This window comes from Alcaligenes faecalis (assembly GCF_002443155.1).
Taxonomy (GTDB): Bacteria; Pseudomonadota; Gammaproteobacteria; order Burkholderiales; family Burkholderiaceae_B; genus Alcaligenes; species Alcaligenes faecalis.
Window position 1 is genome coordinate 2,603,475 of the sequence record NZ_CP023667.1, and the last position, 15,235, is coordinate 2,618,709.

Annotated in this window: 13 protein-coding genes; 4 read left to right on the forward strand and 9 right to left on the reverse strand. The window is 57.7% G+C overall.

Features of this window, described 5'->3' with window-relative positions; all coding sequences use genetic code 11:
* The 9 genes from CPY64_RS12260 to CPY64_RS12300 all read right to left on the reverse strand — a co-directional run bounded on the left by CPY64_RS12260 (position 1) and on the right by CPY64_RS12300 (position 7,715).
* Positions 1-924, reverse strand: coding sequence for a type II secretion system F family protein (locus CPY64_RS12260; RefSeq protein WP_042488381.1), 924 nt, complete (start codon positions 922-924; stop codon positions 1-3).
* Positions 925-2,259: a TadA family conjugal transfer-associated ATPase gene (locus tag CPY64_RS12265; RefSeq protein WP_042488385.1), complete on the reverse strand. Its 1,335-nt coding sequence runs from the start codon at positions 2,257-2,259 to the stop codon at positions 925-927.
* 27 nt (positions 2,260-2,286) lie between these two features.
* Positions 2,287-3,540 carry a CpaE/TadZ family protein gene (locus tag CPY64_RS12270; protein WP_226791372.1) on the reverse strand — a complete coding sequence of 418 codons (1,254 nt, stop codon included), beginning with the start codon at positions 3,538-3,540 and terminating at the stop codon, positions 2,287-2,289.
* Between the two features lie 41 nt (positions 3,541-3,581).
* Positions 3,582-4,916, reverse strand: a complete 1,335-nt coding sequence (locus CPY64_RS12275) for a type II and III secretion system protein family protein (RefSeq protein ID WP_042488387.1) — start codon at positions 4,914-4,916, stop codon at positions 3,582-3,584.
* Between the two features lie 84 nt (positions 4,917-5,000).
* Entirely contained in the window at positions 5,001-5,954 is a 954-nt protein-coding gene (gene cpaB, locus CPY64_RS12280; RefSeq protein ID WP_042488389.1) for a Flp pilus assembly protein CpaB, read from the reverse strand.
* Complete coding sequence (locus CPY64_RS12285) at positions 5,954-6,442, reverse strand: TadE/TadG family type IV pilus assembly protein (RefSeq protein WP_042488392.1); 489 nt, start codon at positions 6,440-6,442, stop codon at positions 5,954-5,956. Before CPY64_RS12285 ends, cpaB begins: the two co-directional genes overlap by 1 nt.
* Positions 6,439-6,978 (reverse strand): TadE/TadG family type IV pilus assembly protein, encoded by a 540-nt coding sequence (locus CPY64_RS12290; RefSeq protein ID WP_226791373.1) that lies wholly within the window; start codon positions 6,976-6,978, stop codon positions 6,439-6,441. The genes CPY64_RS12285 and CPY64_RS12290 overlap by 4 nt, the downstream gene beginning before the upstream one ends.
* Positions 6,960-7,469 (reverse strand): A24 family peptidase, encoded by a 510-nt coding sequence (locus CPY64_RS12295; protein WP_226791374.1) that lies wholly within the window; start codon positions 7,467-7,469, stop codon positions 6,960-6,962. The genes CPY64_RS12290 and CPY64_RS12295 overlap by 19 nt, the downstream gene beginning before the upstream one ends.
* A 60-nt stretch (positions 7,470-7,529) precedes the next feature.
* On the reverse strand, positions 7,530-7,715 hold the full coding sequence (locus tag CPY64_RS12300) for a Flp family type IVb pilin (protein WP_042488432.1): 186 nt from the start codon (positions 7,713-7,715) through the stop codon (positions 7,530-7,532).
* Between the two features lie 683 nt (positions 7,716-8,398).
* Between CPY64_RS12300 and CPY64_RS12305 the strand changes: the two genes are divergently transcribed.
* From CPY64_RS12305 to CPY64_RS12320, 4 genes are all read left to right on the forward strand, one after another.
* Complete coding sequence (locus CPY64_RS12305; RefSeq protein ID WP_069833399.1) at positions 8,399-10,150, forward strand: ShlB/FhaC/HecB family hemolysin secretion/activation protein; 1,752 nt, start codon at positions 8,399-8,401, stop codon at positions 10,148-10,150.
* A 337-nt stretch (positions 10,151-10,487) separates the two neighbouring features.
* Complete coding sequence (locus CPY64_RS12310) at positions 10,488-12,287, forward strand: collagen-like triple helix repeat-containing protein (protein WP_042488399.1); 1,800 nt, start codon at positions 10,488-10,490, stop codon at positions 12,285-12,287.
* Positions 12,284-12,874 (forward strand): MarR family winged helix-turn-helix transcriptional regulator, encoded by a 591-nt coding sequence (locus tag CPY64_RS12315; RefSeq protein ID WP_026483238.1) that lies wholly within the window; start codon positions 12,284-12,286, stop codon positions 12,872-12,874. The genes CPY64_RS12310 and CPY64_RS12315 overlap by 4 nt, the downstream gene beginning before the upstream one ends.
* Positions 12,875-13,107: 233 nt before the next feature.
* Positions 13,108-15,192 carry a collagen-like triple helix repeat-containing protein gene (locus CPY64_RS12320; RefSeq protein WP_226791375.1) on the forward strand — a complete coding sequence of 695 codons (2,085 nt, stop codon included), beginning with the start codon at positions 13,108-13,110 and terminating at the stop codon, positions 15,190-15,192.
* Positions 15,193-15,235 lie beyond the last annotated feature (43 nt).

Below are 15,235 nucleotides of genomic sequence, written 5' to 3' on the forward strand. Positions count from 1 at the left end.
CTAGACATTGCGTGCCATCCAATACAGCCAATAACAACCCACACACTGCAGGACTGCTGCGAACAGCAGCATGCGAAAACCCACCGGGTCGTTCCACATGGTCAGAAACAGCTCGTTATTGAAAATCAGAATGTAGACACCGATCAGGATCGGCAATAAAGCCAGAATCCAGGCAGACAGACGCACTTCCGCTGACAAAGCCACCAGCTCGCTGCGCGCGTTTTCCCGGTCACGCATGAAGCCCGCCATACGTTCCATGGTCTGGTCACTGCGTCCACCAAAACGCATGGCCACGCTGATCACGGCAGCCACCAGAAACAGCTCGTGCAATCCATGCTGACGCGACACCGCACGCAAGGCCACATCCAGATCCTGCCCCGAACGATGCAGGGAGTTCGCGTCCTGCAACACCTGCCCCAACGGTTGCGGCGTGTTGTCCGCAGCATTCAAAAAGGCAGCGCCCATACTGTTGCCAATGGTGATCAGTCGCACCATCAGATCCAGAAAGTCAGGAATTTGCGACACGATTTTGCGGTGACGCTTATCGCTGCGGAACCACAAAAAGGTATAGGCTCCCAACACCGTCGCGATGAGCATGGCGACCCCCGCCACGGGGCCGACCAAAGCCAGCAATACGGCAGGCGGCACCACAATGCCCAGCAAAAGAGTCAGATAAAAACGCTGCGATGGCTGAATGCCGGTACGCAGCATGAATTCCCGCCACCCCTTGGGCGCCCCCAGCCAGGCATCCTGGGGACTGGGCTGGGCTCTTACGCTGCTCTGTACCGCCGGACGCAAGGCCAACTGCTGTTCCAGCACCTGTGCTGAACGCTGGGCTTGCTGACGCTGCGCGCCTTTGGCCCAGAGCAGCACAGCGCCCAGCATCAGAATCACAGCCGCCAGTGCGATATACAAAGCCATCATTTAGCGTCTCCAATCCCAGAAACCACCACCCTCTTTAGGCGTGTTTTCCTGGGCCTGAACCTGCTCGTTAGCCAGTTGATCGCGGTACTGCATCAACTTGCGGGTATGTGGATGAATGCCCAGGCTGGCCCAGCGATCCTGTTCGGTGCCGTCGTCCAGCACATAGGATTCGTGGCGATACAGCTCCTGCATGGCAATCACGCCATCGCCCATGCCGGTGATTTCGGTAATGGACAGCACCCGGCGCTTGCCATTGGGCAAACGACCAATCTGAATAATGAAGTCCAGCGCACTGGCAATCTGCCTGCGCAAGCTGTCTTCACTACCCTGAAAACCCGCAAAACCGGCCAGCATTTCCACGCGATACACACATTCGCGTGGCGAGTTGGCGTGGATAGTGGCCATGGAGCCTTCGTGGCCGGTATTCATGGCTTGCAGCATATCGATGACCTCGGCTCCCCGCACCTCACCCACGACCACGCGGTCTGGGCGCATACGCAAGCTGTTGCGCAAGAGTTCGCGGATCGAGATTTCACCACTGCCGTCATACCCGGCCTGACGCGCTTCCAGACGCACCACGTGAGGGTGGTTCAAAGCCAGTTCGGCGGTATCTTCTACCGTTACGACGCGCTCGGTTTTGGGGATGTAAAAAGCCAAGGCATTGAGCAAGGACGTCTTGCCCGAGCTGGTTCCTCCAGAGATCAGAATATTGCAACGCGATCTCACCGCGGCTTGCAGCAGGCGGTCCACCGGCTCGTCAAATGCACCCAAACGCATCAGGTCTTCGGGTTTTAAGGGGTCCTTGCGGAACTTACGGATGGAGACCATAGGACCATCCACCGCCAGGGGATGAATGACCACGTTCAGGCGGCCACCATCGGGCAAGCGGGCATCCACCATCGGGACCGACTCGTCCAGTCTGCGTCCCAACGGAGCCAGAATACGGCGCACGATACGCAGCACGTGCTGGTCATCCGTAAACCCACTGGGTTCTTGGCCCAGCACGCCGCCGCGCGACACAAACAGCTTGTCGTAGCCGTTGATCAAAATATCCTCAACCGCCGGATCTTCCAGCAGGTCTTCCAACGGCCCCAGGCCCGCCAGTTCACGGGTCAGCGCCTGCACGATCTCGCGCACTTCCTGTTCGTTGACGGGCACCCGTTTCAAACGCACAAAGCTGGCCAGTTCAATGCCAACAAAATCCTGTATGGCCTGCCGTGTCCAGCGGCCAAACTCGGCCCCCAGCTCTTCGATGCGGGCCAGCAAATGTTCATGAGCCTGTTCCCGGACCTGAATCAGGTCGGGACGCCCACCGAGCAATGAAGTATTGTTCATGCCTTACTTTTCCATGCTTGGGCCTGTTCAGCCCCCGAACCTGAATTTCAACCGCCCCAGAACCGTACTGACCTTGTTCTGCGACAGCCCCTGCCTGCGCCCCGCCAAACCCGATGCCAGACTTTGCAAGGCACGGGTATACGGGTCCTTCTCATCAACTTGCACCAGAATCTTGCCCAGGCTCGCGCTGCGCATATGCCCAAGACGCCGATCAGGCAGCACGGCCGCCAAATCCAGATCAAAGCGCTCTGCAATGGCTTGCCCTGAAAAGCCGTAAGCCGGATCAAACTGATTCACGACCAGACGCACATTGGCCAACGCATCGAACTGCGCGCGCAAGGCCATGAATTCGGCCAGGGACACCAGGGCCCCCATGCTTTGGTCAGTTACCACCAGCACCTCGTCCACCAGCGATTCCAGTTCCACCAGAAAGCGCGGGTTGGGAAAACCACCAGCATCAATCACCAGACAGCCCATGCGTTCACGCAAATAACTGCACAGACCCAGCGAATCTTCCAGACTGATTTGATTCAAGGTATTCACGTCGGCTGGCAAAGACAGCAGGTTCAAACCGCTGCTGTGCTGCGCCAATGCCGAATGCAGCATGGTGTCGTCCATGCGATGACGCTGTGAGGCCGCCTGAATGAAATCAAAATTCGAACCCAGGCCCATGTACAAGGCGCAGTCCCCTGTCGGTGCGCCCAGGTCCAGCAAACCGACTCGCTCGGACAGCGGCACCAGCTCAACCGGCAGGGGCTTGGCCGAGGACACACCACGGACTTCCTTGCCCATGCGGTTCATCTCTTGCTGCAAGAGCCAGGCCAGGCTACTGGCGGTGGTGCTGCAACCGACTCCAATACGCGCCCCCAACAACAAGACACTGCGAAAGGGTTTATCCAGCAAGGGGCTGTGCTGGGTCTGGCCCATTTTTTCAATCAACACCTGCAACTGATGATGCAGATCTTCATTCGTATCCAGATTCAGGAACTCATTGGCGCCTGCGCGCAAGGCATTCACCGGGCCCTGCGGCACCGAAGCCCGTCCCACCGCCACACGCTGCACACTGGCATCGAGCCGAGCCAAACTGCGCACCAAGGTCACTATCTGTCCGTTCTCTTCCCCATGCTGCCCATGAACAAAGTCAAAAAACACCAAGGGTTCCGCTTGCTTGGCCAGCTCCCGACGCAAACTCTCGGGCGTAGGCTCAATCGCCCTTACCGTCAGCAGCCCAGCGGCTGCCGTGTTGATCATCACAGCCAGCTCGGGGTGCTCTGTACACAAGAGATATTCCCGGTATCGTTGCACGTCACCACTCCACGCGCTTAGCGCGAAAACCCCGGCATCTGCTCGTAACCATGACGGCCCAGCAAGAAGTAGCCCCAGGCATTGGGTGCGTCATCCAGCTTTTCCTGACGTCCCCCCGGCAAGGCAATCGTGGCGCCTTTCTGGATAGGTTTGATCAGGCGAGGAGTGACGACAATGACCAGTTCCAGCTCTTTCTGGCTGTACTGCACGTTGCGGAAAAAACTGCCCAAGATCGGCAAATCACCCAGGAAGGGAATCTTTTTGACGGCAGCGGCGGTTTGGCGCGACACCAGACCACTGATGATGTAGCTCTCGCCATCACCCAGCTCGATCGTGGTATCGGCACGGCGGGTGCGCAGGGAAGGCATCACGCCGCCACCGGGCATTTCCACCACACGCGAATAATCCAGATCACTGGCTTCAGGGGCGACCTTCAGGGCAATACGTTCGGGAGACAGCACCGTCGGGGTTACCGTCAAACCGATACCAAAAGGCTTGTATTCCACCGTAGTCGTTCCCAATCCGCCCGAACTGGGGATGGGGATTTCGCCACCGGACAGAAAGCTGGCGCTATGGCCAGACATGGCTACCAAGGTCGGCTCGGCCAACACACGGGCCAGGCCGTTTTGTTCCAGCAGATTCAAAGCCGCACTAAAGTTGCGCGAGTTATACGCCAGGCTCAGGCCACCGCTCAAGGCCTGGGGCAAGAGGTTCATACCGCCCGACCAGGGCTTGCCGCCAATGGCATTGGCACTCAAGCCAATGTCCTTCATCACTTCGCGGGAGACTTCCACCACCTTGACTTCTACCTGCACCATGCCGCTGGCGCTGACCTCGGACAGGTCCAGCACAGCCGCATCCGGCCCCGCGCCGGAGCGTGCAGCGGCCATGGCATTTTGGTGATCCAGCAAGGAGGGGCTGCTCCCGGTAATCAAAGGCTGCTGTCCCGCACTGGAGACCTGCGCCGACATGGGACTGCCCGATTGCGCCAGTTGCTGCTGCACCTGGCTGGTCACCTCGATGGTCCAGCGATCCGGGTTGCTTCGACCCGGCATCCACACACGCAAATCGGCCGTACCGGCGCGCTTGCCGATCAGCAGGACTTCGCCCCGCTGCCCGGACGAGGCGGACAGGATTTGCACATCCGCCACGCTTTCATCGCTGATCGCCACACGCTGCGGGACTTGCGACAAGCGCAAGATATCCTGATCGTTGGCCACCAGGCGTATCACCTTTTGACTGGCACTGGTCTGCGTCGTTTGCGCCATGACTGGCACCGGCGCCAGACCCGACAAGCAGAGCGCATACCAGCACCCCAAACCCAGACCCGCTTTTTTGATTTTCTGTCTCATGTGTTTAATCCATGCTGCCTTGCGTCGCTTCCCGTCAGCCCAGACACGCAGGCTGACCCGTCCCCACAACAAGCTCTGTATTGCTTAGTACTGAATGACCTCTAACCGGCCCCCGCGGATGACTTCCGTACGGCGCGGTGGCGCAGCATACGGTTCACCACTGGCCTTGGCTCGTGCCTGCACCTGTTCTTTTTCAGTCTGGCTGATTGCAAATTCACGCAAGCCCAAACCGGCCATGGCACGGTTTTCCGGCAACTTCAAGGCGTCGCGTTGATCCGCGTCCAGCCCAGCACGTGCCGGGATCAAGCCTGCAAATTCGGGGAATAAAGAAGCGTCTGGCAAGTTCTCGTCCTTGGGCGCACGCAAGACCAGTTGCAGGCTGCCGCCGCGGCTGGCCAGCAAGAGCTCATTGACCGACTCCACAGGGACGGCCAGCATGGCATGGCGCGCCTGGGTTTCAGCACGATTGGTGGCACTGGCTTCTGCCGGATCTGGCCCGGACAAGGAGGCACCGCCATAAGCCAGCACGCGCACCCGCGGCATCAACAAACGGGCTTGTGTGTCATTGACCTCGTTGCCGCTGTTGAAGGTAATGAAGATATCCACCAGATCACCCGGCTCCACCCGGTGACTGGCGCCGGTAATCACATCAATAGGAATGGTGACGGCCCGCTCGCCATCTTCCAGATAGCTCGCCAGGCTTTTCGCGATGAAACTGCTCAGCACAGGCTGGCCCTGGCCCAGATCAAAACGCAAGGTTTTGCCGGTCAAGGCTTCCAATGTATTGAAAGACTGAGCGGGTGCTGCCGGCCATTGCGCCAGCTCCAGCGCATCAGCCTGCAAGGTTTCCCCGGCTTTCATATCTCGTTTGACCAGGACCACTGCCTGCAAGGTCGCCGCTGGTTCTGTGCTTTGCGTGCTGACTACAGGCTGGACCACCTCGGGTTTGGGCTTCATGCCCAGGTACAAGGCAAACGCAACCAGTACGGCTGCGATCAGCAATAAAAGGACTGCCGCCCCCTTCATGATGCCGCTCATTAATTTGGTCTCCTGAGTACGAGTAATGTCTTGGCGCTTAAGCTGCGCAATTGATCTGCCTGTTCCTCTTGCGGTCTGAGCAGATCCAGGGTTGTAGAAAGAATTCCGGGTTCAATCTCCAGCTTCAGGGAAAGCTGGGCGCAGTCGTACTGAGGCTCCGAGGCACAGGCCTGAGATTGAACATCCGCACTCAGGTCGCCAAACCAGTGCAAGAACGCATCGCTCTTGGCCTGGCCCCTGCCATAGTTCTTGGCCAGTTCCTGATTGACAAAGGGCGCGATCTCATCAGCGTTTTTGACCTGCATCGTCGCTTGTCGAGAAAGGTCACCGACCAGATGATCCATTTTTTGCTTGGCCAGAAACAAGGAACTGAAAGTGATGATGCCGCTGAAGATCAGCAACAGAATCCCCACCATCAAGGCAAACTCGATAGCGGCAACGCCTTGCTGGCGTTGTGCGGCAGGAGTGAATTGGGTGACGCGAGTCATGGCGTGCCTCCCGTGGCGCCCACTTCGCCGGCAACCAGCAGATTGATCTGCGCATGGCCCTTTAACTGCTCAGGCACAACCAGCGCAAACAAGGTGTCGGGTGCAAAACGCGGAATCAGCGGGGCTTGCAGGTAGTCGTACACAATGCCGACACGCAGCTCGTCACTGAGCAAATCAGTAGTGATACGTACATGCTCACTGCCCACCCAGCTGCTTAACCACTGCACCTGATCGGCCGCCACTTCCTTGGCGCGAGCCGCACGTGCCTGCAAACGGTCCGGGCTGAGCATGGGGCCATCTTGCCCGGCCCCTGGCTCAATCAAGGCAGCACGGGCGCCGGACTCGGCAGCAAAATTCAGGGACTGCTGCGCGGTCATGATCAGACCGAAAGTCAGCAAGCCATACATGAAGAGAAACAACAAAGGAAAGACCAATGCAAACTCCAGCGCGTAAGCCCCTTGTTGGTACTTTTTAATTACGCCACGCCGTGTTGCTAATTGGCCCTCTCGTGGGGGCTTTATTGATTTTGAATCCATACCCACCCCATTGTTGCAAGGGATAACCAGGCCCCTAAGGGCACACTACGTGCCTTGACGCGGGTTCCCGGCAAAGCAAATCCGTACTTACGTTCCAAGGATGGGATCAGCACCAGTACCAAGGCATGCAAACCGGCCAGTACCGTGCCAAACAACACCACCATGCCTGCTTCTTTCCACCCCAGGGCCAGGCCCAGCACAGCCATCAGCTTCACATCGGCGGCGCCCATCAAACGCAATAACCAGACTGGATAAAACACAATCAAGGCGGCTGCAAAACCGATCAGGGAGTCTCCCCAGCCCGCCACCCATCCCCAGGGAAGGCCATAGGACACACTGACAAGAACCTTGTGCAGCAGAACCGTTACACCGTAAAAAACAAGTAAAGAATTCGGGATTTTCCGGAGCTTCAGATCGCTATAGATAATCTGAGCGGAAAAGAAAAGCAGAATAAAAATAAAAGAAAGCTTAATTAAAACGGGCATAAGCATCAGCCATTCAAGCTAAAAGGCTCAGCCAGACTTGAATTGGCTGATGCTCAAACAAAGAGCCTACTCGCTTACCTCGGAAGCAGTATTCAATTCACCAGTTACCCTGGTAAACAACCCCTTCAAACCATCACCTAGGAGCCCCAAAACCCCAATGATCGCTACTGCAACTAGCCCTGCGATCAGGCCGTACTCAATAGCCGTTGCACCGTCTTCATCGTTCCAGAATTGCTGAAGTTGAGTCTTCATGACTGTCCCCATTCAAAAAGAAAAAATTACCCTCAACAGCGAGGATTCAAGGCCCCTTGGGGCACAACACTTTGCCAACTTTGGCAACTTCCACTGCTAACTGTTATCAATTTTTGTATTTTTCAGTTGAAATCATCTTAAACCCATGTATGTCCATGTTTTTACTAGGGTTTACGTGTAACAGACATCAAATACACAAACGAATTCTATCCCAAAGATACGAAAAACGCATGATTGTGTATTTACAACAGCCAAATTCTCATGGGAAAACACCAAAAAACGGATAATTTGAAATCTTTACTTACCTATATTGTGTCTAAATTTGTTAATGTTACTATTTTTATCATTTCAGAATGCAACACAAGCTCCTGCTCCCGACAGCAGAATCCTTGTCGAACAGCCACTTTAATTACTTGAAAGAAAGTGGATTTCTTTCAGTTTATTGCCGGGTACAAGGGAAAACCCCTGTAAGCCCAAGTGCACATGAATACGGCTGTAAAGGACTGTTTGCCAACGAGTTAAATCAGGCCTATTTTTTTTGCGTTTCAAAATGTAATAGTTAACGCTTTTTAAAACGCTATAGAGAAATACCCCGCTTTCAAACAGCAAAAAGTGACAGCGAAGATAAACTACGGCACAGTAGAAAAAAGCGCCCGATTTCTAGCGAATAACGATTAATGAATATGAATCCCAAGCACCACTTGTCACTGGCCTTCCTTAGAAAAAAAAATCCCAGCCTGATGGTGAGCTTGGGATTATTTATGGGTCTGGCCACGACCGGTTCAGAAAGCTGGGCGGACGCCCCGTTGCGGGGGAACCCGGTTGATTCTTTGCCGCCCATTAATGCACCGGCACCGAGCACCCGCGCCCCGTCTCTGAACATTCCTCCCGCCGCAGCCCAGAGTCAGTTGCAACAGCAGCTGCAACTGCAGTTGGTGGTGCGCAGCTTTGATGTCAGCGGCAGCCGCAGCATCCCTTTCGAGCAAATCACCGCCATTCTGGAACCCCTGGCCGGTAAAACGCTCAGCATTGCCCAGCTGATCAACGAGGTGAACAAGATCACCGCCCTGTATCAGCAGCAGGGCTACCCCCTGTCTTTTGCCATCTTGCAGCAGCAGGACTTCTCGCAAGGGCATATCAAGGTCACCGTGGTAGAAGGTCATGTAGGCAGTGTCCGTATCGAAGGGGATCCGGGCCGCAGCCAGGCCCGCATCGAGCGTATTGCCCAAGCCATGGTGGATGAGAAGCCGCTTACCCAGCGCACGCTGGAGCGCACCATGAATCTGCTTCGCACCGTCCCTGGCCTGAAAATCGATCCCAAGCTGGACATGCCCGTACGCACTGATGGCGCCTCGGAGCTGGTCATCAATGCTCAGCACAAATCCTTCAGCGCAAATGCCAGCGTTGCGGAAATGGGGTCCAGCAAACAGGCTCTGGTGCAGTTGAGTGCCAATAGCCTGACGCCTTTAGGCGAAGAGCTGAAACTGACTGCCGCCATTCCCACCCGTTCTGAGGATGTGAAGTACATCAGCGGCAACCTGACCATTCCCCTGACCGGCAATGGTTTGAACCTGGAAATTGATGGCTATCACTACCGCTCTGAGCCACGCGACGAGGTACTGGAGAGCCAGGGCTGGAACCGCAAGGTCATCAACGAACGTATCGGGGCAGCCATCAGTTACCCCTTCATCCTGAACAATCAGCGCAGCCTGAAGGGCACGGCAGGCTTTTATGCCAGCCGCTCTCTGGATGACTACACCCACAAGACGCTGGACAATGTCTGGATTGAAAACACCACAGATGTGCGCGCGCTGAAAGCTGAATTACGCTATACCGATGCCTCGCCGCGGCAGTCGCGCGAAGTCAATTTCGGGGTGTATAAAGGTCTGGACGCCATGGGGGCCCGCAAATCCTTGAACACCTATTTGCAGCGTGATGCCGAATCGGATCTGGATTTGAACTTCACTCGCTGGACAGCGTCCTTCAAACAGAATCTGGCTTTGCCGGGCCAGTTTGGCATGAGCTTCTCGGCCAGTGGCCAGTACAGCTCCGATGTACTGCCGAACTCCGAACAGGTGTCTTTTGGTGCCTGGCGGCATGGCTACGGTTATCCGCAAGGCGAACTGGCGGGTGACAAGGGCTTGGGCGCCACCCTGGAGATCAACCGCCGCTTTACGAACTCCTCCAGCTGGCTCAATAACATCCAGCCCTATATTGCGTATGACTGGGCTCGCGCCTGGTACAACCTGGAGCGGCTCAACAGCTATAACAACCGCAGCCTGCGCTCCGCGGCAATTGGGGTTCGACTGTCCAATAACAAACACTATTTGTTTGATATCAACGTTGCCAAACCGCTGGGCGATTTGCCGGTTAACTCCGACAAGCGCAAAGTACGCTTGAACACCAACTTTCTGTTCTTTTACGACGGTTTTTAAAGCCCGCTTCACTGCGGCGACTACTGCCGATTTTCCCCAAGGCCATCGCAAGATGGCCTTTTTTGTTTCCCATCCCGGCGTATTTTGCCCCCAGGTGTTACGAAAAACGTTACGTAACGGGAACGGAACACCCTGCAAAAACAGCCCCAAAGAAGCTCAAATTGCTCTTTGATTTTGGCTACAGCAACCAAAAAAAGAATAAGAGAAAAGAATAAGTCGCTGATTAATAAAGATAAAAATAAAACAAAAGGAAAGCAAAAAAACATGGCACGCTACTTGCTTCATGTCTATCAACAGCCCCTTGAGGGCGTGCTTACACTTCAAATCGGAGTTAGACATGAAAGCAAGGAATTCAGCAAGAAACGCCTCGGTACAACGCAACTTGCAACGTGCCGTTGTCGCTACATTGGTCATCAGCGCCGCCGTTCTGGCTGGCTGCTCCTCGCGCGGCGGTGTGCGCGATGGTCTGGATGTGTCGGTCCGCCCACCCGTGGTTGATCCCAACCTGCCCAACCCCGGCGACGGCGGCACCGGCGGTGGCAACAATGGCGGGGGCAATAACGGCGGAAACAACGGAGGTGGCAAGGACACGAGCCTGACGCAAAATGCGCTGGGCAACCTGGGCCAGGCCGTCGACAACGTGGTGCCGTTGAACCTGAGCAAAACGGGTAATCAACTGGGCAAAACGCTGGATGGCGCACTCAAGCCCGTCACCGATATCGTGACAGATACCACACGCACCGTCGGTGGCGTCACTGGACTGGGCCAGCCTGTCAACGGCCTGACAAATCAAGTCGGTGGTGTCGTGACCAATCTGGGCGATCAATTGGGCAAGACAGGCCTGCCCCTGAATCTGGGTGAAGGTGCTGGCGGCCTGCTGTCCCATCTGGGTCAAGCCGTGGGTTCGGTCGGCGGCCTGCTGGTCAACGATCCCAAGAACCCCAACCCACTGGGCAATACCCTGCACCACGCCACCAAAGGCGTAGAAGTGCTGACCGGTTCCTTGCTGGGTGAAGGCAGCCTGCTGCACCCATTGACCTCGCAGTTGGGGCTGGGCGGTATCTTGCTGGCGGATGGCGGTGAGCCCATCCTGAAACCTGCGCTGGGCAATGTCGGTCAAACCGTGGACAACATTCTGCCATTGGGCCTGAACCCGATCCTGGGTGATGTGGGGGGTGCCCTGGATAACACGGTGGCACCTATTGCTGCCACCGTCACCAACGTGACTCAACAGGTAGGTGATGGTCTGGGGGTAGGACAACCTATCAACGCCTTGTTGGGTGGGGTCGGTAGCGCTTTGGGCAATGTTGGCAGCCAACTGGACAACGCAGCACCGCTGGGACTGGGCGGTGTGGTGGAACATCTGGGCCAGGCAGTCGCCTCGGCAGGTGGCCTGCTGCACAAGACCGATGCGAACACCAACCCTCTAGGTAATACCTTGAATCACGCCACTCAAGCCGTCACTTCCCTGACGGGTGGGCTGGGCGGTATTACAGGCGGTGAAGGTGGTGGATTGCTGGCACCCGTGACCGGCCTGTTAGGTGGCCTGGGTGGTGGTGATACGGCAAACGGTGGCCTGCTGGCTCCTGTCACTGGTTTGCTGGGCGGTTTGACTGATGGTTTGGGCGGTGGCGATGCTGCTAACGGTGGCCTGCTGGCCCCAGTCACCAATCTGGTCGGCGGTTTGACAGGCGGCCTGGGTGGCGGCGAAGGTGCGAACGGCGGCCTGCTGGCCCCAGTCACCAATCTGGTCGGCGGTTTGACGGGCGGCCTGGGCGGCGGCGAAGGTGCGAACGGCGGCTTGTTGGCCCCGGTCACCAATCTGGTCGGTGGATTAACGGGCGGCCTGGGCGGCGGCGACGCCTCCAACGGTGGATTGCTGGCTCCTGTCACGGGTCTTTTAGGCGGCATCACAGGCAGTGTTGCAATTGGTGGTGGTGCAGCAGCAGAAGGCCAGGCAAGCGGCGGCTTGTTGGCACCCGTCACCGGCTTGGTCGGTGGCTTGGTCGGCGGTTTAACAGGTGGCGTCAACGTACAGGCAAATGCTGGCGAAGCCGGTAGTGGACAAGCAAATGGCGGCCTGCTGGCCCCCGTCACTGGCCTGGTCGGCGGTCTGCTGGGAGGTGGCCGGAAATGATGAATAAAGTCATGAACCCGGTTAATTTGCCAGTGAACTTTCACCCTGGCGCGCAAAACGCCGGGGCCCGGTCAAACTGGTCCTCGCACAACGATGAGCACAGCATGTTGTCAGAGAAGATGTTGATGGATTTGGGCAAGATGCTGGGTCGTCAGTTCACCATTTACGCGGAAGCCCTGAAAGCCAGCTTGGCCGAAGAAGCCAACATCCCCTTGAATGACTTCAAGGCCCTGGAATACATCATGGAGTTCGATGCACTGCCAACTGGCCAGCTGGCTCACTTGATGGACTTGAGTGCCAGCGGTGTCAGCGCACTGATCAACCGTCTGGAACATCGGGGCTATATCACCCGCGGCCGTCACCCTCTGGACAAGCGCGTGATCGCCCTGCACCCGGTGATGGACAAGTGTCGAGAAGTCCTGGCCGTGAAGGAGCGTGCGATCAATCAGGCCATCAACACAGCGGCCAATCAAAACCCCGCCCAGTTGATCGCCATGTACGACTTTCTGGTCGATAGCATGAGCACCTTCAGGCAGAACACCAAAGCCTGGCTGGATGCCAAGGCCTTGGTGCCACGAAGCTCCTGAGCACCCTGCTCTACCTCTACCGAACCGCTGCTTGCCAGCGGTTCTTTTTTTGTTACGTAACACGTTCCGCACAAGGCCCAAAACACGTAACAAATATCCCTCTTTTTTTCTCTTACTTTTCACCAAATGCAGCTTGCATGCGGCTTGCAGACGGACCGATAAATTGGCACGCGAATTGCTTTAACTAGATTCAGAAAGCAAGCAAGTACCCCGATCATTTATTGGAGCAAGCAATGCATAACAATACAGACAGCAAGAAACCAGGCCTGCGCCTGACACTCCTGGCTACGTTGATGGCCAGCACTTTGGTCTTGACCGCCTGCGGCAGTTTGACCGGTGGCGGCGGCGGTAGCGGTGGCGGTGGAGAAACCCCCACCAACCCAGGCCCGGGCACTGGCGGCCCTGGTGGCGGTGACAACGGTGGTGGTGACAACGGCGGCGGCGATAACGGCGGTGGCGATCACGGCGGCGGCGACAACGGCGGCGGCGACAACGGCGGTGGCGACAACGGTGGCGGCGACAACGGCGGCGGCGACAACGGCGGCGGCGACAACGGCGGTGGCGACAACGGCGGCGGCGACAACGGTGGCGGCGACAACGGCGGTGGCGACAACGGCGGTGGCGACAACGGTGGCGGCGACAACGGCGGCGGCGACAACGGTGGCGGCGACAACGGCGGTGGCGACAACGGCGGTGGCGACAACGGTGGCGGCGACAACGGCGGCGGCGACAACGGTGGCGGCGACAACGGCGGCAATCCTCCCACTCGCACTCCAGGACCACTGGAAACCACGCTGAATAATGTCGGTGAAGCCGTCGACAACGTTCTGCCAGTCGGATTGCAAGATACCGGCGGCAAGCTGGGCAAGACACTGGATACCGTAGTCGCTCCTGTTGTGGACACCGCAACTGGCCTGACTCAACAAATTGGTGGCGCTACTGGCCTGGGCCAACCCGTGAGCAGCCTGCTGGGTCAAACAGGTGGCGTCGTTGCCAATCTGGGCGAACAGTTGGGCAATAGCGGTCTACCCCTGAATCTGGGTCAGGGCGTAGGTGGTCTCTTAAATGGTTTGGGCAATGCGGTAGGCAGCGCAGGCGGCTTGCTGCATGCGGATGCCAACAACCCCAACCCATTGACCGCGGTACTGGGTCACGCAACTGGTGGTGTCGCCGCCCTGACCGACTCCCTGCTGGGTGAAGGCAGTTTGTTGTACCCCATCACTGGCCAACTGGGGCTGGGCGGTTTGCTGAACGGCACGGATGCCGCCCCCATTCTTGAACCTTCGCTGGCCAACGTAGGCCAGACAGTCGACAACATCTTGCCGATTGGCCTGAACCCTATCCTGGGCAATGTAGGTGAGACCCTGGATACCGTAGTAGCTCCCGTAGGTGCCGTAGTCACGCATGTCACTCAACAAGTGGGTGATGGACTGGGCGTTGGCCAACCCATCAATGCTCTGCTGGGCGGGGTAGGCAGTGCCTTGGGCAATGTAGGTAACCAACTGGACGGCGCTGCCCCCCTGGGTCTGGGCGGGGTAGTGGGACACCTGAGTCAGGCAGTTGCCTCGGTCGGCGGACTGGTTCACCAAACTGATAGCAATACCAACCCGCTGGGCAACACCCTGAATCACGCCACCCAAGCCGTCGCATCCCTGACCGGCGGGCTGACGGGTAATGGCGAAGGTGGCCTGCTCTCTCCAGTCACCGGCCTGCTCGGCGGCCTGACGGGCGGTTTGGGTGGTGGTGATGCGGCCAACGGTGGCTTGCTGGCTCCTGTGACAGGCCTGCTCGGTGGTTTGACTGGTGGCTTGGGCGGTGGCGAAGGCGCCAACGGTGGTTTGCTGGCCCCTGTCACCAATCTGGTCGGCGGTTTGACCGGCGGCCTGGGCGGTGGTGATGCTGCCAACGGTGGATTGCTGGCCCCCGTCACAGGTCTGCTCGGTGGTTTGACTGGTGGTTTGGGCGGCGGTGAAGGCGCCAATGGCGGTTTGCTGGCCCCCGTTACCAACCTGGTCGGCGGTTTGACCGGCGGCCTGGGTGGCGGTGACACCGCTAACGGTGGTTTGCTGGCTCCTGTCACCAATCTGGTCGGCGGTTTGACCGGCGGCCTGGGCGGTGGTGATGCTGCCAACGGTGGCCTGCTGGCGCCTGTCACCGGCTTGGTCGGTGGACTGTTGGGCGGTGTTACTGCCTCGGTTGAGGTGGGTGCCTCTGGCAACGTAAGCGCTGGTGGTGGAGCCGCTGCAGGCACCAATAACGGTGGCTTGTTGGCCCCGGTGACCGGCCTGCTCGGTGGACTGCTGGGCGGCCCCCGCTAAGCGACAGGATGGGGCGGACACCGCCCCATCCGCTATCCCCAGA

Coding starts and splice junctions, on each gene's coding strand:
- CPY64_RS12260 (WP_042488381.1), bottom strand. CDS start 924: ATGATGGCTTTGTATATCGCACTGGCGGCTGTGATTCTGATGCTGGGC.
- CPY64_RS12265 (WP_042488385.1), bottom strand. CDS start 2,259: ATGAACAATACTTCATTGCTCGGTGGGCGTCCCGACCTGATTCAGGTC.
- CPY64_RS12275 (WP_042488387.1), bottom strand. CDS start 4,916: ATGAGACAGAAAATCAAAAAAGCGGGTCTGGGTTTGGGGTGCTGGTAT.
- cpaB (WP_042488389.1), bottom strand. CDS start 5,954: ATGAGCGGCATCATGAAGGGGGCGGCAGTCCTTTTATTGCTGATCGCA.
- CPY64_RS12285 (WP_042488392.1), bottom strand. CDS start 6,442: ATGACTCGCGTCACCCAATTCACTCCTGCCGCACAACGCCAGCAAGGC.
- CPY64_RS12290 (WP_226791373.1), bottom strand. CDS start 6,978: ATGGATTCAAAATCAATAAAGCCCCCACGAGAGGGCCAATTAGCAACA.
- CPY64_RS12295 (WP_226791374.1), bottom strand. CDS start 7,469: ATGCTTATGCCCGTTTTAATTAAGCTTTCTTTTATTTTTATTCTGCTT.
- CPY64_RS12300 (WP_042488432.1), bottom strand. CDS start 7,715: ATGAAGACTCAACTTCAGCAATTCTGGAACGATGAAGACGGTGCAACG.
- CPY64_RS12305 (WP_069833399.1), top strand. CDS start 8,399: ATGAATCCCAAGCACCACTTGTCACTGGCCTTCCTTAGAAAAAAAAAT.
- CPY64_RS12310 (WP_042488399.1), top strand. CDS start 10,488: ATGAAAGCAAGGAATTCAGCAAGAAACGCCTCGGTACAACGCAACTTG.
- CPY64_RS12315 (WP_026483238.1), top strand. CDS start 12,284: ATGATGAATAAAGTCATGAACCCGGTTAATTTGCCAGTGAACTTTCAC.
- CPY64_RS12320 (WP_226791375.1), top strand. CDS start 13,108: ATGCATAACAATACAGACAGCAAGAAACCAGGCCTGCGCCTGACACTC.